Genomic DNA, 19,353 nt, shown 5'->3' on the forward strand with positions numbered 1-19,353 from the left:
CCCCCCCCCCCCCCCCCCCCCCCCCCCCCCCCCCCCCCCCCCCCCCCCCCCCCCCCCCCCCCCCCCCCCCCCCCCCCCCCCGCCGCCGGGGGGGCCCCCCCCCCCCCCCCCCCCCCCCCCCCCCCCCGGCAGATAGCCTGTTGCGTTTAGCTCTGGCGTTCCAGCACCGCTGCGAAGAAACCGTCAGTAGCGTGAAGGTGCGGCCACAGCGACAGGTAATCGCCCATTTCCAGATCGATACGCTGCTCGGCGAGCACGTCGCGCGCCGGCACCAGGGCGAAGTCCGGATGGTCGGCGAGGAACTGCTGCACGACGGTTTCGTTTTCCTCTTCGAGAATCGAGCAGGTTGCATAGATGAGACGGCCGCCCTTCTTCACCAGACGCGAGGCGCTGGCCAGAATCGACGCCTGCTTCGGCGCCAGTTCAGCGACCGATTCCGGCGACTGGCGCCACTTCAGGTCCGGGTTACGGCGCAGCGTACCCAAGCCGCTGCACGGCGCATCGACCAGCACGCGGTCGATTTTGCCGGCCAGACGCTTGATCTTCGCATCGTGCTCGCTGTCGATCAGCACCGGATTCACGTTCGACAGGCCGCTGCGCGCAAGGCGCGGCTTGAGCTTGGCCAGACGGCGCTCGGAGACGTCGAATGCGTACAGACGCCCGGTGGAGCGCATCGCCGCACCAAGCGCCAGCGTTTTGCCGCCCGCGCCCGCGCAGAAGTCCACGATCATTTCGCCACGCTTGGGCGCGACCAGCGAGCACAGCAACTGGCTGCCTTCGTCCTGAACTTCGACCCAGCCGTGCTGGAACGCGTCCAGCTTGGTGAGCGGCGGCTTGCCGATCACCCGCACGCCGAACGGTGCGAACGGCGTCGCGCCCCCTTCGATACCGGCCTTCGACAGCGCGTTCAGCACCTCGTCGCGGCTTGCCTTGATCGGGTTCGCGCGCAGGTCCAGCGGCGCCGGGTAGTTCAGCGCGGCGGCCAGTTGCGCCAGTTCCGCGGGTTCAAAGCGCTTGGAAAGCGCCTGATAGATCCAGTCGGGCAGATTCAGGCGAATCCGCAGCGGCAGGCTTTCCGGGTCGATCTTCGCGACATGTTCCAGCCAGTGCGACTCGGTATCCGACACGAACGGCTTGAGCGCCGTACGCCCCGCCGTCTGCATCAGTCCCAGCAAGGCCATGCGACGGGCCGGACTGCCCGCGCCGCCTTCGGCCAGATGGGCGAATTCCATCCGGCGGCGCAGCACCGCGAAGACCGCCTCGGCGATCACGCCGCGCTCGCCATGCCCGAGCTTCGGATGCGCGCGGAAAAAGCGGCTCGTCGTGGCGTCGGCCGGGCCGCTCAGTTTCAGGACTTCAGCCAGCAAAGTCTCAGTTTGTCCAATCAAAAAACCATGTAATCTCATGCGCCCTCTCCGGCGGTGTGACCGGCAAAGAGCCATTGCGGCTCCGGCGGCGTAAGCGTGACACGCAAGCCGTCGAGGGCAAGACGCCCTTCGACGAACCAGCGCACCGCGCGTGGATAAATAATGTGTTCGGTTGCCAGCACGCGTTTGGCGAGCGTGGCGGGGGTGTCGCCAGCCTCAACGGGGACGGCCGCCTGCGCGACGATCGGCCCGTGATCCAGCTGCGACGTGACAAAATGCACCGACGCGCCGTGCAGCCGCACGCCGGCGTCAAGTGCCTGTTGATGGGTTTTCAGGCCCGGAAAGCTCGGCAGCAGCGACGGATGCACGTTCAGCATGCGCCCGGCGTAGTGATCGACGAAACCAGCCGTGAGCACCCGCATGAAGCCGGCAAGCGCGACCAGATCGGGCGCGAAGCCGTCGATTTCCTTCGCCAGCGCGGCGTCAAAGCTGTCGCGATCCGGAAACTGGCGGTGGTCGACCACCGCCGTGGCAATGCCGTGCGACGCTGCGAACGCGAGGCCCGCGGCGTCAGGACGGTTGGCAATCACAGCGGCGACTTGCGCCGCCCAGCCTTCGTCCGCGCAGGCGCGAATGATAGCTTCCATGTTGCTTCCCCGTCCGGAAATCAGGATGACGAGTTTTTTCATCCGCGGATTTTATCATTCGGGGGACACTGAAACGGCGACGCGCCGCCGTCTCATGCGCTGAGCGTTTATAATCGTTTGTTTTGCGGCATCTCGCCCGCCCTACCTCAAACTCGTTATCGTGAGAGTCTTCCGCGGTCTTCCCAATGCTGAAAGCCGTGCGCCCTGCGCACTGACCATCGGCAACTTCGACGGTGTCCACCGCGGCCATCAGGCTTTGCTCGCCCACGTCCGGGCCGCAGCCGATGCACGCGGCCTGCCCGTTTGCGTGATGACCTTTGAGCCGCACCCGCGCGAGTTCTTCAACCCGGCTGGCGCGCCGCCGCGAATCGCAATGTTGCGCGACAAGCTCGAGGCGCTGCGCACCAACGGTGTCGACCGGGTCGTGGTCGAGCATTTCAATCACACCTTCGCCAGCCAGTCGCCAGATACGTTTGTCGAACGGATCATCGTCAACGGGCTGCATGCTCGCTGGGTGATGATCGGCGACGACTTCCGGTACGGCGCGAAGCGCGCGGGCGATTTCGCGTCGCTCAAGACCGCGGGGCAGCAGCACGGTTTCGAAGTGGAGCAGATGGCAACCGTGGCCGATCCGTCCGGCGCGCGCATTTCCAGCTCGGGCGTACGCGCGGCGCTGGTGGCGGGCGATCTCGACTCGGCGCGCGCCGCGCTGGGCCGCGACTACCTGATTAGCGGCCATGTCGTGCATGGCATGAAGCTCGGCCGCGATCTCGGTTTCCCCACGCTCAATCTGGCGATCGCGCACAAGCGCCCGGCGCTCGCCGGTATTTTCGTGGTGCGCGTGCATGGCGTGGCGGACGAACCGTTGCCGGGCGTCGCCAGCCTCGGCCTGCGTCCCACCGTCGACGATTCCGGCCGCGTGCTGCTCGAGGTGCATCTGCTCGACTGGCACGGCGATGCGTATGGCAAACTCGTGCGCGTCGAATTCCTGAAAAAGCTGCGCGACGAGGAGAAATACGTCGACCTCGAAACGCTGACCGCCGCCATCGCGCGCGACGTCGCCAATGCCCGCGCGTGGTTCGCGGCCGTCGGCGCCGGCACGCCGGGCAGCCGCTCCACCGGTTTCGCCACCTCGGCCACCGACCGAATTAGATAGCCGCCGCGGTACATGCGAGCGCGCCAAGTGCCGCATGTACCCACCGCTGCGCGCATCGAAGGGCGTCCGTGGATCACGCGACATGCCTGCCGGGCGCGCCCCACGCCCTGCGCTTCATGCGCATACCGCAGCCTCGCTGCGCTTAGAAAGAATTCACCGCGACCTCATCATGAGCAACAAGAAAGCCGATTCGAAACCGCAGTCACGCTACCCGGTCAACCTGCTCGACACACCGTTCCCGATGCGTGGCGACCTGCCCAAGCGCGAGCCGCAATGGGTCAAGGAATGGCAGGAACGGAAGGTCTACGAGACGATCCGCGCCGCCAGCAAAGGCCGTAAAAAGTTCATCCTGCACGACGGCCCGCCGTATGCGAACGGCGACATCCACCTCGGCCACGCGGTGAACAAGATCCTCAAGGACATGATCGTCAAGGCGCGCAATCTGGCGGGCTTCGACGCGGTCTACGTGCCGGGCTGGGACTGCCATGGCATGCCGATCGAAATCCAGATCGAAAAGCAGTTCGGCAAGTCGCTGCCGGCCGCTGAAGTGATGCAGAAGGCGCGTGCTTACGCGACCGAACAGATCGAGAAGCAGAAGGTCGGCTTCCGCCGTCTGGGCGTGCTCGGCGACTGGGACAACCCGTACAAGACGATGAACTTCACGAACGAGGCCGGCGAAATCCGCGCGCTCGCGAAGATCATGGAAAAGGGCTACGTATTCCGCGGCCTGAAGCCGGTCAACTGGTGTTTCGACTGCGGCTCGGCCTTGGCCGAAGCGGAAGTTGAATACGCGGACAAGACCGATCCGACCATCGACGTGCTGTTCAGCTTCGCCGAGCCGGAAAAGACCGCGCAGGCCTTCGGCTTGAACGCACTGCCGCGCAATGAAGGCGGCATTGTCATCTGGACCACCACGCCGTGGACCATCCCCGCCAACCAGGCGCTGAACCTGCATCCGGAAATCGTCTACGCATTGGTCGACACGCCGCGCGGCTTGCTGATCCTAGCTGAAGAACGCGTTGAAGCATGCCTGAAACAGTACGAACTGGAAGGGACGATCGTCGCGACCGCTCCGGGCGCGAAGCTCGTCAACCTGCGCTTTAACCATCCGCTCGCCTCTGCTCATCCGAGCTACAAGCGCACGGCGCCGGTTTATCTCGGCGACTATGTGACAACCGAATCGGGTACGGGTGTGGTCCACTCGTCGCCGGCCTACGGCGTGGAAGACTTCGTGTCGTGCAAGGCGCACGGCATGTCGGATTCGGACATCATCAACCCGGTGATGGGCGACGGCCGTTACATCGAATCGCTCGCGCTGTTCGGCGGCCTGTCGATCTGGGCGGCCAATCCGCAGATCATCGAGGCCCTGCAAGCAGCGGGCTCACTGTTACGCACCGAGAAGTACAAGCACAGCTACATGCACTGCTGGCGCCACAAGACGCCGATCATCTACCGTGCAACCTCGCAGTGGTTCGCCGGCATGGACGTGAAGCCGAACGACACCGACAAGACCCTGCGCGAAACCGCGCTCGAAGGCATCGAGAACACCGCTTTCTATCCGTCGTGGGGCAAGCAGCGTCTGTTTAGCATGATCGCGAATCGCCCGGACTGGACGCTGTCGCGTCAACGCCAATGGGGCGTGCCGATGGCGTTCTTCGTGCACAAGGAAACCGGCGAACTGCACCCGCGCACGCTAGAACTGCTCGAGGAAGTCGCGCAACGCGTCGAGAAGGCCGGCATCGAAGCGTGGCAAACGCTCGACCCGCGCGAACTGCTCGGCGACGACGCCAACATGTACGAGAAGAACCGCGACACGCTCGACGTCTGGTTCGATTCGGGCACGACGCATTGGCACGTGCTGCGTGGCTCGCATAAAGACGAACTGCAGTTCCCGGCCGACCTGTATCTGGAAGGCTCGGACCAGCACCGCGGCTGGTTCCACTCGTCGCTGCTGACGGCTTCGATGCTCGACGGCCGCCCGCCCTACAACGCGCTGCTCACGCACGGCTTCACCGTCGACGGCGAAGGCCGCAAGATGAGCAAGTCGCTCGGCAACGGTATCGACCCGCATGAAGTGGCGAACCGGCTCGGTGCGGAAATCATCCGTCTGTGGATCGCGTCGACCGATTACTCGGGCGAACTGGCGATCTCGGAGGAAATCCTGAAGCGCGTGACGGAAGGCTATCGCCGCATCCGCAACACGCTGCGCTTCCTGCTCGCGAACCTGTCGGACTTCGACTTCGCGCAACACGCGCGTCCGGTCGAAGACTGGCTCGAGATCGATCGTTACGCGGTGGCGCTGTCGGCGAATCTGCAAAACGACATCCTCTCGCACTACGACAAGTACGAGTTCCACCCGGTGGTCGCGAAACTGCAGACGTTCTGCTCGGAAGACCTGGGCGGCTTCTATCTGGACGTGCTGAAAGACCGTCTGTACACCACGGCCGTTGACTCCGTCGCACGCCGTTCGGCCCAGACCGCGTTGTATCACATCGCACACGGCCTGCTGCGGTTGATCGCACCGTTCCTGTCGTTCACGGCCGAAGAAGCGTGGAAGATCTTCTCGCCGAACAGCGAAACGATCTTCACCGAGACCTACCACGCGTTCCCGGCGGTGCCGCAAGCCGGTGCCCTGCTCGACAAATGGACGCTGCTGCGCGCCGCGCGTAGCGACGTGACCAAGGCGCTGGAAGAAGCACGTGTGGCGAACCTGATCGGTTCGTCGCTGCAGGCCGAAGTCGAAGTCCGCGCGAGCGGTGCGCGTTACGACGCGCTCGCCAGCCTTGCCGACGACCTGAAGTTCGTGCTGATCACGTCGGCGGCAAGCGTTGTGAAGGTCGAGAGCGAAGCGGAAGAAGGCGTCGAAGTGACCGCCTCGAAATATCTGAAGTGCGAACGCTGCTGGCACTACCGCGCGGACGTCGGCGCAAACGCCGAGCACCCCGGCCTGTGCGGCCGCTGCTTCAGCAATCTGTTCGGCAACGGCGAAACGAGGAGCGCGGCATAATGGCAAGAACCATGTCGAAAACGTCGTCCGGAAACAGTTCACTGGCGCCCTGGCTTGGCGTCGCGCTGATCGTGATCCTGTTCGATCAGTTGACGAAGATCGCGGTGCAGAAGGTGTTCGCCTACGGTGTTCCGCATGAGGTCACGCCGTTTTTTAACCTGATCCTCGTATACAACCGTGGCGCCGCCTTCAGCTTCCTCGCGATGGCGGGCGGCTGGCAGCGCTGGGCGTTCACCGCGCTCGGCGTGGTCGCAGCCCTCGTGATCTGCTACCTGCTCAAGCGTCACGGCGGACAGAAGATGTTCTGCACGGCGCTCTCGCTGATTCTCGGCGGCGCGCTCGGCAATGTGATCGACCGGCTCGCGTACGGCCATGTGATCGACTTTCTCGATTTTCACGTCCGCACGTGGCACTGGCCGGCGTTCAATCTCGCCGACAGCGCGATCACGATCGGCGCGATCCTGCTCGTGCTCGACGAGTTGCGGCGCGTGCGCGGCTCGCGCTAACGCCACTCAGGCCGCTTGCGCCGCGCTTTATGTATGCGCTGCGTCCGGGCTGATGTTTGATGTTTGCGCTCAGGTCCGCGCTTACGGCCGATTCGTAGGCGGCCAACGGTGCGACACCCGCACCGCTGCCCGCCACCACGCTTTGTCGGAGGCTTTCGTTGGCAACCGCAGAACTCGCAGGAAAACACCTCGTCCTCGGCATGACGGGCGGCATTGCCTGCTACAAGATCGCCGAACTCACGCGTCTGCTGACCAAGGCCGGCGCGAGCGTGCAGGTCGTGATGACCGAAGCGGCCACGCAGTTCATCACCCCCATTACGATGCAGGCGTTATCCGGCCGCCCCGTCTACACGAGCCAGTGGGACGGTCGCGTGCCGAACAACATGGCGCACATCGATTTGTCGCGTGAAGCCGACGCGATCGTTATTGCGCCCGCCTCCACCGACTTCCTCGCCAAACTGGCGCACGGCATGGCCGACGATCTGCTCTCGACCCTATGTGTCGCGCGCGATTGTCCTCTGCTCGTCGTGCCGGCGATGAACCGGCAGATGTGGCAGAACCCGGCCACCCAACGCAACGTCACGCAACTGCGCGCGGACGGCATTGAAGTGCTCGGCCCCGATTCGGGTCCGCAGGCGTGCGGCGAAACCGGCGACGGGCGCATGTTGGAAGCAGCCGCCACGTTTGAGGCGATTGCGTCGTTCTTCTCGCCCAAAATCCTGTCCGGCCGTCGCGTGTTGCTGACCGCCGGCCCGACCTTCGAGCCGCTCGATCCGGTGCGCGGCATCACCAATCGTTCGAGTGGCAAGATGGGCTTTGCGTTGGCACGCGCCGCGCAACAAGCGGGGGCCGAGGTGCATCTGGTGGCTGGCCCGGTCGCACTGGAAACGCCATGGGGCGTGTTCCGCGAAGACGTGCAAACCGCGCAGCAGATGCACGACGCGGTGATGCGCCTGGTCGCCGACGCCGACATCTTCATCGGCGTGGCTGCGGTGGCCGACTGGCGCGTCGATCACGCCAGCGATCACAAAATCAAGAAGGCCGCCGACCACGCACTGCCCACCTTCACATTCGTCGAGAATCCGGACATCCTCGCATCCGTCGCCAAGCTACCGCATCCGCCATTCGCAGTCGGCTTTGCAGCGGAAAGCGGCGACCTTGAAGTGCACGGCGAAGAAAAACGCGTGCGCAAAAAGGTGCCGCTGCTGATCGGCAATCTCGGCCCACTCACTTTCGGTCTCGACGACAACGAGGTGATCCTGTTCGAAGCAGGCGGTGCAACGAAACTGCCGCGCGCAGACAAGCAGACGCTCGCGCGCGCCCTGATCGTTGAGATTGCCAGGCGTTTGCCCGACACAAGTCTGATCCGCTAAAGCCGCGCCCGGCGGCGCGTGCTGCGCTCGCCGCAAGCGCCTCCAGCGCACCGAATTATCTGTATCTGGAGCAGTACTGACATGACGCTACTTTCCGTGCTCGATCAAACGCCCGTGATCGGCGGGCACTCAGTGGCGGACGCAATCGCGGCCACCGTCGAACTCGCGCAGCTTGCTGACGATCTCGGCTACACGCGCTATTGGTGCGCCGAGCATCACGGCTTGCGCGGCGTGTCGAATCCCTGCCCTGAGGTGATGCTGGCGCGCCTCGGCAGCGTAACCAAACGCATTCGCCTCGGCTCCGGCGGCGTGATGTTGCCGTACTACAGCCCGTTCAAAGTCGCCGAGCAATTCATGATGCTCGAGGCGCTGTTCCCGAATCGCATCGATCTCGGCGTGGGACGCGCGCCGGGCGGCGACATGCAAACGGCCCAAGCGGTGGCCGCCGGCGCCTACAATCGCGGCGACATTTTCCCGCAGCAGGTCGCGGATCTGGTCGGCCTGATGCACGGCACGCTGCCCGAAGGTCATCTCGCGCGTGGCGTGCTTCTACAACCGCAGGTCGGCACGCGCCCACAACTCTGGATGCTCGGTTCGAGCGAATTCGGCGGCTTGCTGGCGGCTCAACTCGGTATCCGCTTCGCATTCGCGCACTTCATCAACGCACATTTCGGGCATCAGGTGGCGCTCGCTTACCGCGAGCGCTTCAAAGCCAGTCAGGAAGCCCAGCAGCCTTATCTGGCCGCCGCAGTATTCGTAATCTGCGCGGACACCGAGCAGGAAGCAGCCGACCTGGAGAAAGCCGTCGATTTGCGCCGCGTGCAAATGGCTTACGGCCTGAATGAACCGATTCCGACAATTGAACAGGGCATCGCGCAGGAATATGGCGAGCGCGAGCGCCTGGTGATCGACCGCGAGAAACCGCGCAGCATCATCGGCACGCCGGAAACCGTAACCGAACGCATGCAAGACTTGCAGGCGCAGTTCCAGGCCGACGAACTGATCGTGCTCACCGTTGCGGGCAGCTACCGCGCCCGGCTACGCTCCTACGAACTTCTCGCCAACGCGTTCCAACTCGGACGCCCAACCTCCACTCCTTAAACCTTCGAACCTGCATGAAACTCGAACTGAAGATTCTCGATGCGCGCATGCGCGACCAACTCCCGGCCTACGCAACCACCGGCAGCGCGGGCCTTGACCTGCGCGCCTGCCTCGACGAACCGTTGACGCTGAAACCCGGTGAGACGGCACTGGTGCCGACGGGCCTCGCGATTCACGTCGGCGATCCGGGTTACGCGGCATTGATTCTGCCGCGTTCGGGTCTGGGCCATAAGCACGGCATCGTGCTGGGCAACCTGGTCGGCCTGATCGATTCGGATTATCAAGGTCAACTGATGATCTCGACGTGGAATCGTGGCGAGACCACATTCGTCCTGAATCCCATGGAACGCCTTGCGCAGTTGGTGATCGTGCCGGTGGTGCAGGCCGAGTTCAATATCGTGGATGATTTCGCAGAAAGCGAGCGTGGCGCCGGCGGTTTCGGCAGTACGGGCAAGCACTAAGGATGCCGTATCACTCTGCGGCATGGACCGCAAAGTAACGCAATCGGAAACGCAAAAAGCAGAACGGCGCGGGATTCAACCCGCGCCGTTCTGCTTTCAGAGGTACGACTAAGACTTACTCGACTGACTTACTCCACCTCAACCGCTTCCGGATTCGGATTACGCGGCGCCGGATGCTCGTCGAAGGTCAGCTGCACCTTGTCTTCCGCATCCACGTCGACCGTTACGCGGCCGCCATTCATCAGCTTGCCGAACAGCAACTCGTCGGCCAGCGCACGACGAATCGTGTCCTGGATCAAACGCTGCATCGGCCGCGCGCCCATCAACGGATCGAAACCGTGCTTGGCGAGGTGAGCACGCAGCGCGTCGGTAAAGAGCGCATCGACCTTCTTCTCGTGCAACTGATCTTCCAGTTGCATCAGGAACTTGTCGACCACACGCATGATGATTTCTTCATCGAGCGAGCGGAAGCTGATCGTTGCGTCCAGACGGTTACGGAACTCCGGCGTGAACATACGCTTGATGTCGACCATTTCGTCGCCGGTTTCCCGACGATTCGTGAAGCCGATCACCGACTTGCCCATTGCCTCGGCGCCCGCGTTCGTCGTCATGATGATGATGACGTTGCGGAAATCCGCCTTGCGGCCGTTGTTATCCGTCAGCGTGCCGTGATCCATCACCTGCAGCAGCACGTTGTAGATGTCCGGATGCGCCTTCTCGATTTCGTCGAGCAGCAGCACGCAATGCGGCTTCTTCGTGACGGCTTCGGTCAACAGACCGCCCTGATCGAAACCGACATAGCCCGGCGGCGCGCCGATCAAGCGGCTGACCGCATGACGCTCCATGTACTCCGACATGTCGAAGCGGATCAACTCGATCCCCAGCGTGAACGCCAGTTGCTTCGCCACTTCCGTCTTGCCGACACCAGTCGGGCCGGAGAACAGGAACGCGCCGATCGGCTTGTCCAGCTTGCCGAGGCCTGCGCGCGCCATCTTGATCGCGGCTGACAGCGCGTCGATGGCCGGATCCTGCCCGAACACCACGCTCTTCAGATCGCGATCCAGCGTTTGCAGCTTGCTGCGATCGTCTTGCGACACGCTTTGCGGCGGGACTCGGGCAATCTTCGAGATGATTTCTTCGATCTCGTTCTTGCCGATGGTCTTCTTCTGCTTCGACTTCGGCAGGATGCGTTGCGCCGCGCCTGCTTCGTCGATTACGTCGATCGCCTTGTCCGGCAGATGACGATCCGTAATGAACCGCGCCGACAACTCAGCTGCAGCCGACAGCGCACCCGACGAATACTTCACGCCGTGATGCTCTTCGAAGCGCGACTTCAGGCCACGCAGAATCGCCACCGTCTGTTCGACGGTCGGCTCGGTCACGTCGACCTTCTGGAAACGGCGCGACAAAGCCGCGTCTTTTTCGAAGATGCCGCGATATTCGGTGAACGTGGTCGCGCCGATGCACTTGAGCGTGCCCGACGACAACGCCGGCTTCAGCAGATTCGAGGCATCGAGCGTGCCGCCCGACGCAGCACCCGCACCGATCAGCGTATGAATTTCGTCGATGAACAGGATTGCGTGCGGACGTTCCTTCAATTCCTTGAGGACCGTCTTCAGGCGTTGTTCAAAGTCGCCGCGATATTTGGTGCCGGCGAGCAGCGCGCCCATGTCGAGCGAATACACCTGCGCATCGGCCAGAATATCCGGCACTTCGCCGCGCGTAATGCGCCAGGCGAGCCCTTCGGCGATGGCCGTCTTGCCGACACCGGCCTCACCGACCAGTAGCGGATTGTTTTTGCGCCGACGGCACAGCACCTGCACCACGCGCTCGACTTCCGACTCGCGCCCGATCAGCGGATCGATGCGGCCGTCTTTCGCCATCTGGTTCAGGTTCTGCGTGAACTGGGCGAGCGGCGTTTCTTTCTGCGCGGCGGCTTCGTCGGACTCGGCATTCGCGTCGCTCGCTTTCGCGGCGTCGGTACTGCTGGTCTTGGCGATGCCATGCGAGATGAAATTCACCACATCCAGACGCGTCACGCCCTGCTGCTGCAGGTAGTACACCGCGTGCGAATCCTTCTCGCCGAAGATCGCAACCAGTACATTCGCGCCGGTCACTTCCTTCTTGCCATTCGAGGTGGACTGCACATGCATGATCGCACGCTGGATCACACGCTGAAAACCCAGCGTGGGCTGCGTGTCGACGTCGTCCGTGCCAGGCACGGTAGGCGTATTGTCATGAATGAAGTTGCGCAGGTTCTGACGCAGATCCTCGATATTGGCCGCGCATGCACGCAACACTTCCGCCGCCGTTGGATTGTCCAACAGTGCCAGCAAAAGATGTTCGACCGTTATGAACTCGTGCCGCGCCTGGCGTGCTTCCATGAACGCCATGTGCAGGCTGACTTCCAGTTCCTGGGCAATCATGCTTCCTCCATCACACACTGCAGCGGATGCCCGGCCTGCCGTGCGTGGGTAACAACTTGCTCGACTTTGGTCGACGCGATGTCCCGCGTATAGACCCCACAAACTCCCCTGCCCTCGCGATGCACCTTCAACATGACCTGTGTTGCGGTTTCACGATCTTTATTGAAATATTCCTGCACGATCATCACGACAAATTCCATTGGCGTGAAGTCGTCATTCAGCAGCACCACCTTGTACATGGAAGGCGGCTTCAGCTTCTTTTCCTGCCGCTCCAGTACGGTGCCGTCCTGCTTGTCCGGGATAATCGCCATACACCCATTCTAAACAACTAGGACAGGCCCGCAATCCTGTCAAAACCCGGCCAACCGGCCGGTGAGCCCGTTCGCTACGCCTGATGGGTAATTACCCCCAACGGCGTTGCGTCATTCGACGAGCCGATTGCGGAGCCGGCCCCTATCCTGTGATGCGTCGCAGCCGTGCTGCGCCGCAGTCGGATCGAGTATCGCACAACCTGCCAGTGCTGGCTGAAGGCACCCGCCCCGGCCAGCGGACGGTGCGCAACCCGCAGAACAGCATGTGAGTCGATTATGCGACTTTTCAAGACAGCACGCTTGCGCAACCGCACATAACAAAATAAAAGCGGGAAAAACCCTGGAAAACGCCTGTTTGCAACGCGACAACGGCGTCTCAAAATTTTCTTGACACTCGAATAAAGAGCCTCAACAATCAAGCTGGCACTTTTTTCACTGAGCCATAATTCGAAAAAATGCCGATGGTGAGCTTGTGAGGAGGGAGCGACTGCATCGCGGTCGTCGAGCTTTTCGAGGGCTCGTGGTAGTGACATGAGTTACAGGGGAAGTTGGAATGGCAACTGGTACGGTCAAATGGTTCAATGACGCAAAAGGTTTCGGATTCATCACGCCTGACGAAGGGGGTGAGGATCTGTTTGCACACTTCTCGGCCATCCAGATGAATGGGTTCAAAACCCTCAAGGAAGGTCAAAAAGTAACCTTCGAGGTCGTGCAAGGCCCGAAAGGCAAACAGGCATCGAACATCCAGGCACCTGCCTGAAACTGTTCGTTACCCGTCCTTTGAAACCCGGCTTCGTGCCGGGTTTCTTTTTTGGGCGTCTCCTTCTAGTTTCAGGTGATCGCGGCCGCGATCTCGGTCGGCAGGCGGACCTCGTCCCAATTATCGGAAATACCATCGGTTTTCCGTAAGCCTTCGGCTTCCCCTTTGCCAGCATGTATGCGGCCTGGATGCTCCAGAACAAAAAACCCCGGCCACCTCACGGTGCCGGGGTTTTGAATTCGAGCTGGAGAACCCAGCGCGAATCGCTTACATATTCTCGATCAACACCTGGCCAAACCCCGAACACGACACTTGCGTCGCGCCTTCCATCAAGCGCGCGAAGTCATACGTGACTCGTTTTTGCAAAATCGACTTTTCCATCGACTTGATGATCAGATCAGCCGCTTCAGTCCAACCCATGTGACGCAGCATCATCTCGGCCGAGAGAATTTCCGAACCCGGGTTCACGTAGTCTTTGCCGGCGTACTTCGGCGCAGTGCCATGCGTGGCTTCGAACATGGCGACCGAATCCGACATGTTCGCGCCCGGCGCGATCCCGATACCGCCAACTTGTGCGGCCAGCGCGTCCGATACATAGTCGCCGTTTAGATTCAGCGTGGCGATCACATCGTATTCCGCCGGACGCAGCAAAATCTGCTGGAGGAATGCATCGGCAATCACATCTTTCAGCACGATGTCGCCACCCGTTTTCGGGTTCTTGATCTTCATCCACGGACCGCCGTCGATCAGCTCCGCGGCGAATTCCTTTTGCGCCAGTGCATAACCGTAGTCACGGAATGCGCCTTCCGTGAACTTCATGATGTTGCCCTTGTGCACGAGTGTGACCGAGCGGCGATCGTTGTCGAGCGCATACTGGATCGCCTTGCGCACCAGACGCTCCGTACCTTCGCGCGACACCGGCTTGATACCGATCCCCGAGGTTTCCGGAAAGCGGATCTTCTTCACACCCATTTCTTCCCGCAGGAACTTGATGACCTTCCTGGCCTGTTCCGACTCGGCGGGCCATTCGATACCGGCATAGATGTCTTCCGAGTTCTCACGGAAGATCACCATATTGGTCTTCTCTGGTTCGCGCACCGGCGAAGGCACGCCTTTGAAGTACTGCACCGGGCGCAGGCAAACATACAGATCGAGTTCCTGACGCAGCGCGACGTTCAGCGAACGGATCCCGCCGCCGACCGGCGTGGTGAGCGGACCTTTGATCGAGACGACGTATTCCTTCAGCACCTGCAGCGTTTCTTCCGGCAGCCACACGTCCGGGCCGTACACCTTGGTCGACTTCTCGCCGGCGTAGATTTCCATCCAGTGGATTTTCTTCTTGCCTGCATAGGCTTTTTCTACTGCCGCATCCACCACTTTCAACATCACCGGCGTGATGTCGAGGCCCGTTCCGTCGCCTTCGATATACGGAATGATGGGCTGGTCGGAAATATTGAGCGAGAAATCTGCGTTGACAGTGATCTTGTCACCGCCGGTCGGGACCTTGATGTGCTGATACGGCATGATCGGACTCCAGTGAAGGCTGTGCTGAAAGCTGATGGGAGACTGCGGAAACTGGGTGCTCCTCGCTACGCGCAATGCCGGACGCCCGCGAGCGGCCTGGTCGCCTATTCTAGCCCACGCCGACGCAGCAACGAGCCCATAGTGGCTCGGGGTTTTCCAACATCGTCGAAAATCAGAACCGGCAATCTGCCTAGTCTTATGTCTTATATAAGACATAAGACTGGTAGCGACTTATTATGCATTATTATTCCGCCATTTACTATCGGGTCAGCGCCTCTCCCGGCCTGCGTGGCATGCCCCCGCGCGCCGGCGTTGCCCGACCATCATTGATCCTCCTATGCGACTCCTCGCCCTGAATAAGCCGTTTGGCACTATCTGCCAGTTTTCGCCGCACGAAACGCGGGCATCGCTGGCCGACTGGGTAAAAGTGCCCGGCGTCTATCCGGCGGGCCGGCTCGATTCCGATAGCGAGGGGCTGCTGCTTCTCACCGACGACGGTGCGCTGCAAGCGCGCATCGCCGAGCCGCGTCACAAACTGGTCAAACGGTATTGGGCGCAAGTGGAAGGCGCGGTCGATGATGCCACTTTGAAGAAGCTCGCGCGCGGCGTCGATCTCGGCGACTACGTGACGCGGCCCTGCCGCGCTGAATACGTCGAGCCGGCCGACTCGCTATGGGCTCGCACGCCGCCGATCCGCTATCGCGCCGCGATTCCGACCACATGGATCGAGTTGTCGATCACTGAGGGCAAGAACCGTCAGGTACGGCGCATGACCGCTGCGGTCGGTTTTCCGACGTTGCGCCTCGTGCGCGCCGGGGTCGGCGCCCTTGATATTTTTTCGCTCGGACTTCAACCGGGAGAGAGCGTTGAATTGCCGCTGAAGGCGCCATGGGAAGGCATCGTCTGAACGCGTTTACACGCGCACCACGTCTGCACCGGTCTCGCATCGAATCTGTATTTCGACCCGCAGCGAAAAAGCTAACTCGTTGTATCCGCAAACAAAATAGCGCGTGAAACAATTGCATTCGTATTCGCTGCGCAGTCATTCATTTGCTTCAGCACGTCGGCATATAAATTTTCCACAAAAAACACGTCAACCGGTGCGCGAGCTCACGCGTTATTCGACGCAGATGCCACCCGAAGCTATCCGGCATTCAGCCTTAAGGGCCTTTGCACAAGCCGTTCGCGGTGAGTACAGGGAGTCTGAGCGCTAAGCAGACGCGTCGAAAAATTTGTTCGATGCGCTGTCAACCGAAAGGTGGATGGCACGTTTACCGACATGACTCTACATATAACCGGGTCATTTGGTTAATCAACTCAAGCTGAGGATTTCAAAATGAACAAACTGATCGCCGCTCTGGTCGCTGGCCTCTTCGCAACGGCAGCATTCGCACAAGCTTCGGCACCGGTGGCAGCATCGGCAGCTCCGGCAGCAGCTGCTTCGTCGGCAAAGAAAGTCACGAAGAAGGCTCACAAGAAGTCGCACAAGAAGGCAGCAGCAGCTGCTGCAGCTTCGGCAGCTTCGGAGTAAGTTCGTTGTAAAAACGCAGTCAAGAACACGCTTCATTGCCGTTCTTACGGCGTTGAAAGGCAGATCACCGAAAGGCGATCTGCCTTTTTGTTTTTGACGCGCTCGCGTAACATTCGCGGGTTAATTTCCAGCAAGGAGTCATGCCGTGCGATTTCCCATGCGCTCGTTGATTGCGCGTTTCGCTGTTGCCGTTGCACTGCCGCTCGCCGCGATGTCGTTCGTCGCGAGTACCGCTGCCCCCGCTCACGCGCAAGACATGCCGGCCGGCGCGAAGCAGCCTGGCGACTTTCCGCGCGCGAAGCTGACCGCAGGCATGTTCGTGATCGACGCGGCCGTCGCCGCCAACGACGCGGACCGTGAACAAGGTTTGATGTATCGCACAACCCTCGCGCCGAATGAAGGCATGCTGTTCGTCTTCAATGAAACCGCGGTGCATTGCTTCTGGATGAAGAACACGTTGATCCCGCTGTCGATCGCTTTCATGCGCGCCGACGGCACGGTCACCGACATCGACGAAATGCAGGCCGAGACAACCAACAATCACTGCCCGAAGAACAACGGCGTGTATGCGTTGGAAATGAGCAAGGGCTGGTTCTCGTCGAAAGGCATCAAACCGGGGATGAAAATCCAGGGCTTGCCGGCCGTGCAATAACAGCGCGCCGACCACGGCGATACCCTGCCGCGTCATCAGTGGCCGCTTTTCAGAAAAAGCCGGTGCCTTCCACGAAGCACCGGCTTTTTTGCGTTCAGAGCGAGGCCGGCACTGCGTGGTGCAGGCCCGCGCCACCCCGTGAGCCCTTATCAGCAGGCCTTCACGCGCGGCTGGCAAGATTCCTGCAAAAGACGGGCCGACGCGCTATCCTAGTATTCTTAGCAAAGCAGCAAAAAGGCTCCCCGGGTAGTACAGACTGCCGCCCGGCAAGCGTTTCAGGCGCGCCATTCCAAGGAGGTTCACGTGCCCCGCAAGACTCCCATCGAGCGCTACCGGAATATCGGCATTAGCGCTCACATCGACGCCGGCAAAACCACCACCACTGAACGCATTCTGTTCTACACAGGCGTGACCCACAAGATCGGCGAGGTTCACGACGGTGCTGCGACGATGGACTGGATGGAACAGGAGCAGGAGCGCGGCATCACCATCACGTCGGCGGCCACCACCGCCTTCTGGAAGGGCATGGCCGGCAACTATCCGGAACACCGGATCAACATCATCGACACCCCGGGTCACGTCGACTTCACGATTGAAGTGGAGCGCTCGATGCGAGTGCTCGACGGCGCGTGCATGGTGTACGACTCGGTCGGCGGTGTGCAGCCGCAGTCCGAAACCGTGTGGCGTCAGGCAAACAAGTACAAGGTGCCGCGCATTGCGTTCGTCAACAAGATGGACCGTGTGGGCGCGGATTTCTTCCGCGTGCAGCGGCAGATTGCCGATCGCCTGAAGGGTGTCGCCGTACCGATCCAGATTCCCGTCGGTGCGGAAGATCATTTCCAGGGCGTGGTCGATCTCGTCAAGATGAAGGCGATCTATTGGGACGAAGAGAACCAGGGGATCAAATTCGAGTACAGGGATATTCCGCCGGAGCTCGCGGCTACCGCGAAGGAATGGCACGACAAGATGGTCGAAGCCGCCGCTGAAGCGAGCGAGGAACTGCTCGACAAATACCTGGGCGGCGAGACGCTGACCGAAGAGGAAATCAAGCACGGCATCCGCGTGCGCACCATCAAGAACGAGATCGTGCCCATGCTGTGCGGCAGCGCGTTCAAGAACAAGGGCGTGCAGGCCATGCTCGACGCCGTCATCGACTATCTGCCGTCGCCGCTCGACATTCCCGCGATCAGCGGTCACGACGAGTACGACCGCGAAATCGAGCGTCATCCGAAAGACGACGATCCGTTCTCCGCCCTCGCCTTCAAGATCATGACCGACCCGTTTGTCGGCCAGCTGATCTTCTTCCGCGTGTATTCAGGCGTGGTGAATTCGGGCGACACCGTCTACAACGCCACCAAGGAAAAGAAGGAACGCCTTGGCCGGATCCTGCAGATGCATGCGAACGAGCGCAAGGAAATCAAGGAAGTCTACTGTGGCGACATTGCCGCGGCAGTCGGCCTGAAAGAAGCGACCACGGGCGACACGCTGTGCGATCCGCAGCATGTGATCATTCTTGAAAAGATGATCTTCCCGGAGCCGGTGATTTCGCAGGCCGTCGAACCGAAGACCAAGGTCGACCAGGAAAAGATGGGCATTGCGCTCAATCGTCTGGCGCAAGAAGACCCGTCGTTCCGCGTGCAGACGGATGAAGAATCCGGCCAGACCATCATCTCCGGCATGGGCGAGTTGCACCTGGAAATTCTGGTCGACCGGATGAGGCGCGAGTTCGGCGTCGAGGCGACCGTCGGCAAGCCGCAGGTGGCTTACCGCGAAACGGTGCGCAACAAGGTCGAAGACGTCGAAGGCAAGTTCGTCAAGCAGTCGGGCGGCCGCGGCCAGTACGGCCATGCGGTGATCACGCTCGAACCGTCGGCGCAAGGCAAGGGCTACGAATTCGTCGACGCGATCAAGGGCGGCGTGATTCCACGTGAGTACATTCCGGCGGTCGACAAGGGTATTCAGGAAACGCTGAAGGCCGGCGTGCTGGCGGGTTATCCGGTGGTCGACGTGAAAGTCACGCTGACCTTCGGTTCGTACCACGACGTCGACTCGAACGAAAACGCGTTCCGCATGGCCGGTTCGATGGCGTTCAAGGACGCGATGCGCAAAGCGAAACCAGTGCTGCTGGAACCGATGATGGCCGTCGAAGTGGAAACGCCGGAAGACTTCATGGGCAACGTGATGGGCGACCTGTCGAGCCGGCGCGGGATGGTGCAAGGCATGGAAGACATCGCCGGCGGCGGCGGCAAGCTGGTGCGCGCCGAAGTGCCGCTCGCCGAGATGTTCGGTTACTCGACATCGCTGCGCTCAGCCACGCAAGGCCGCGCGACGTACACGATGGAGTTCAAGCACTACGCTGAAACGCCGAACAACGTCGCGGAAGCCGTGATCAACGCGAAGCAGAAGTAAGCACCAAGGGTTGCAACACGCCATGCGCTGCGCTGCAACCCAGGCTGCAATGAAGGCAAACAGTAACAAGCCCGTCCCCTGTGGACGGGCTTTTTTTTCGTTCGCGACGCCGCCCGCGCCGG

The 19,353-nt window shown here is 61.5% G+C and carries 16 protein-coding genes; 11 read left to right on the plus strand and 5 right to left on the minus strand.

Annotation, left to right across the window (positions count from 1 at the left end; genetic code table 11):
• Positions 1-146 precede the first annotated feature (146 nt).
• Positions 147-1,406, minus strand: coding sequence for an RsmB/NOP family class I SAM-dependent RNA methyltransferase (locus PQR40_RS37880; RefSeq protein WP_408235185.1), 1,260 nt, complete (start codon positions 1,404-1,406; stop codon positions 147-149).
• A complete protein-coding gene (purN, locus tag PQR40_RS37885) occupies positions 1,403-2,056 on the minus strand; it encodes a phosphoribosylglycinamide formyltransferase (RefSeq protein ID WP_408235182.1) in 654 nt (217 codons plus the stop codon). The genes PQR40_RS37880 and purN overlap by 4 nt, the downstream gene beginning before the upstream one ends.
• A 118-nt stretch (positions 2,057-2,174) precedes the next feature.
• Between purN and PQR40_RS37890 the strand changes: the two genes are divergently transcribed.
• From PQR40_RS37890 to dut, 6 genes are all read left to right on the plus strand, one after another.
• On the plus strand, positions 2,175-3,170 hold the full coding sequence (locus PQR40_RS37890) for a bifunctional riboflavin kinase/FAD synthetase (RefSeq protein WP_408235179.1): 996 nt from the start codon (positions 2,175-2,177) through the stop codon (positions 3,168-3,170).
• A 169-nt stretch (positions 3,171-3,339) separates the two neighbouring features.
• Positions 3,340-6,177 (plus strand): isoleucine--tRNA ligase, encoded by a 2,838-nt coding sequence (gene ileS / locus PQR40_RS37895; RefSeq protein ID WP_408337512.1) that lies wholly within the window; start codon positions 3,340-3,342, stop codon positions 6,175-6,177.
• The gene (lspA, locus tag PQR40_RS37900) at positions 6,177-6,683 is read left to right on the plus strand and encodes a signal peptidase II (RefSeq protein ID WP_408235173.1); all 507 of its coding nucleotides are present in this window, start codon (positions 6,177-6,179) and stop codon (positions 6,681-6,683) included. The genes ileS and lspA overlap by 1 nt, the downstream gene beginning before the upstream one ends.
• A gap of 158 nt (positions 6,684-6,841) precedes the next feature.
• Positions 6,842-8,056, plus strand: coding sequence for a bifunctional phosphopantothenoylcysteine decarboxylase/phosphopantothenate--cysteine ligase CoaBC (gene coaBC / locus PQR40_RS37905; RefSeq protein ID WP_408235170.1), 1,215 nt, complete (start codon positions 6,842-6,844; stop codon positions 8,054-8,056).
• An 81-nt stretch (positions 8,057-8,137) separates the two neighbouring features.
• A complete protein-coding gene (locus tag PQR40_RS37910) occupies positions 8,138-9,157 on the plus strand; it encodes an LLM class flavin-dependent oxidoreductase (RefSeq protein ID WP_408337510.1) in 1,020 nt (339 codons plus the stop codon).
• 14 nt (positions 9,158-9,171) lie between these two features.
• Positions 9,172-9,618 (plus strand): dUTP diphosphatase, encoded by a 447-nt coding sequence (dut, locus tag PQR40_RS37915; RefSeq protein WP_408337508.1) that lies wholly within the window; start codon positions 9,172-9,174, stop codon positions 9,616-9,618.
• Positions 9,619-9,746: 128 nt separating this feature from the next.
• On the opposite strand, the gene clpA is transcribed toward dut, so the two are convergent.
• Complete coding sequence (gene clpA, locus PQR40_RS37920) at positions 9,747-12,044, minus strand: ATP-dependent Clp protease ATP-binding subunit ClpA (protein ID WP_120289911.1); 2,298 nt, start codon at positions 12,042-12,044, stop codon at positions 9,747-9,749.
• Complete coding sequence (gene clpS / locus PQR40_RS37925) at positions 12,041-12,355, minus strand: ATP-dependent Clp protease adapter ClpS (protein WP_006050100.1); 315 nt, start codon at positions 12,353-12,355, stop codon at positions 12,041-12,043. The genes clpA and clpS overlap by 4 nt, the downstream gene beginning before the upstream one ends.
• 553 nt (positions 12,356-12,908) lie before the next feature.
• On the opposite strand from clpS, the gene PQR40_RS37930 reads away from it, so the two are divergent.
• A complete protein-coding gene (locus PQR40_RS37930; RefSeq protein ID WP_007180614.1) occupies positions 12,909-13,115 on the plus strand; it encodes a cold-shock protein in 207 nt (68 codons plus the stop codon).
• A 267-nt stretch (positions 13,116-13,382) separates the two neighbouring features.
• Here the strand turns inward: PQR40_RS37930 and icd are convergent, their stop codons facing one another.
• Complete coding sequence (gene icd, locus PQR40_RS37935) at positions 13,383-14,639, minus strand: NADP-dependent isocitrate dehydrogenase (protein WP_408235161.1); 1,257 nt, start codon at positions 14,637-14,639, stop codon at positions 13,383-13,385.
• A gap of 337 nt (positions 14,640-14,976) precedes the next feature.
• Here icd and PQR40_RS37940 point away from each other — a divergent pair, with 337 nt between their 5' ends.
• The 4 genes from PQR40_RS37940 (at position 14,977) to fusA (ending at position 19,231) form a co-directional block, all read left to right on the plus strand.
• Positions 14,977-15,546, plus strand: coding sequence for a pseudouridine synthase (locus tag PQR40_RS37940; RefSeq protein ID WP_408337506.1), 570 nt, complete (start codon positions 14,977-14,979; stop codon positions 15,544-15,546).
• Between the two features lie 429 nt (positions 15,547-15,975).
• On the plus strand, positions 15,976-16,170 hold the full coding sequence (locus tag PQR40_RS37945; protein ID WP_408235155.1) for a hypothetical protein: 195 nt from the start codon (positions 15,976-15,978) through the stop codon (positions 16,168-16,170).
• A 145-nt stretch (positions 16,171-16,315) separates the two neighbouring features.
• Entirely contained in the window at positions 16,316-16,822 is a 507-nt protein-coding gene (locus PQR40_RS37950) for a DUF192 domain-containing protein (RefSeq protein WP_408511183.1), read from the plus strand.
• 303 nt (positions 16,823-17,125) lie between these two features.
• Positions 17,126-19,231: an elongation factor G gene (fusA, locus tag PQR40_RS37955; RefSeq protein WP_408392061.1), complete on the plus strand. Its 2,106-nt coding sequence runs from the start codon at positions 17,126-17,128 to the stop codon at positions 19,229-19,231.
• Positions 19,232-19,353: the final 122 nt, after the last annotated feature.

The organism is Paraburkholderia sediminicola (assembly GCF_046026855.1).
GTDB classification, from domain to species: Bacteria; Pseudomonadota; Gammaproteobacteria; order Burkholderiales; family Burkholderiaceae; genus Paraburkholderia; species Paraburkholderia sediminicola_A.

Excerpts from the sequence above, each read along its gene's own strand:
- PQR40_RS37880 (WP_408235185.1), bottom strand. The coding sequence starts at position 1,406 with ATGAGATTACATGGTTTTTTGATTGGACAAACTGAGACTTTGCTGGCT.
- purN (WP_408235182.1), bottom strand. The coding sequence starts at position 2,056 with ATGAAAAAACTCGTCATCCTGATTTCCGGACGGGGAAGCAACATGGAA.
- ileS (WP_408337512.1), top strand. The coding sequence starts at position 3,340 with ATGAGCAACAAGAAAGCCGATTCGAAACCGCAGTCACGCTACCCGGTC.
- lspA (WP_408235173.1), top strand. The coding sequence starts at position 6,177 with ATGGCAAGAACCATGTCGAAAACGTCGTCCGGAAACAGTTCACTGGCG.
- PQR40_RS37910 (WP_408337510.1), top strand. The coding sequence starts at position 8,138 with ATGACGCTACTTTCCGTGCTCGATCAAACGCCCGTGATCGGCGGGCAC.
- dut (WP_408337508.1), top strand. The coding sequence starts at position 9,172 with ATGAAACTCGAACTGAAGATTCTCGATGCGCGCATGCGCGACCAACTC.
- clpA (WP_120289911.1), bottom strand. The coding sequence starts at position 12,044 with ATGATTGCCCAGGAACTGGAAGTCAGCCTGCACATGGCGTTCATGGAA.
- clpS (WP_006050100.1), bottom strand. The coding sequence starts at position 12,355 with ATGGCGATTATCCCGGACAAGCAGGACGGCACCGTACTGGAGCGGCAG.
- PQR40_RS37930 (WP_007180614.1), top strand. The coding sequence starts at position 12,909 with ATGGCAACTGGTACGGTCAAATGGTTCAATGACGCAAAAGGTTTCGGA.
- icd (WP_408235161.1), bottom strand. The coding sequence starts at position 14,639 with ATGCCGTATCAGCACATCAAGGTCCCGACCGGCGGTGACAAGATCACT.
- PQR40_RS37940 (WP_408337506.1), top strand. The coding sequence starts at position 14,977 with ATGCGACTCCTCGCCCTGAATAAGCCGTTTGGCACTATCTGCCAGTTT.
- PQR40_RS37945 (WP_408235155.1), top strand. The coding sequence starts at position 15,976 with ATGAACAAACTGATCGCCGCTCTGGTCGCTGGCCTCTTCGCAACGGCA.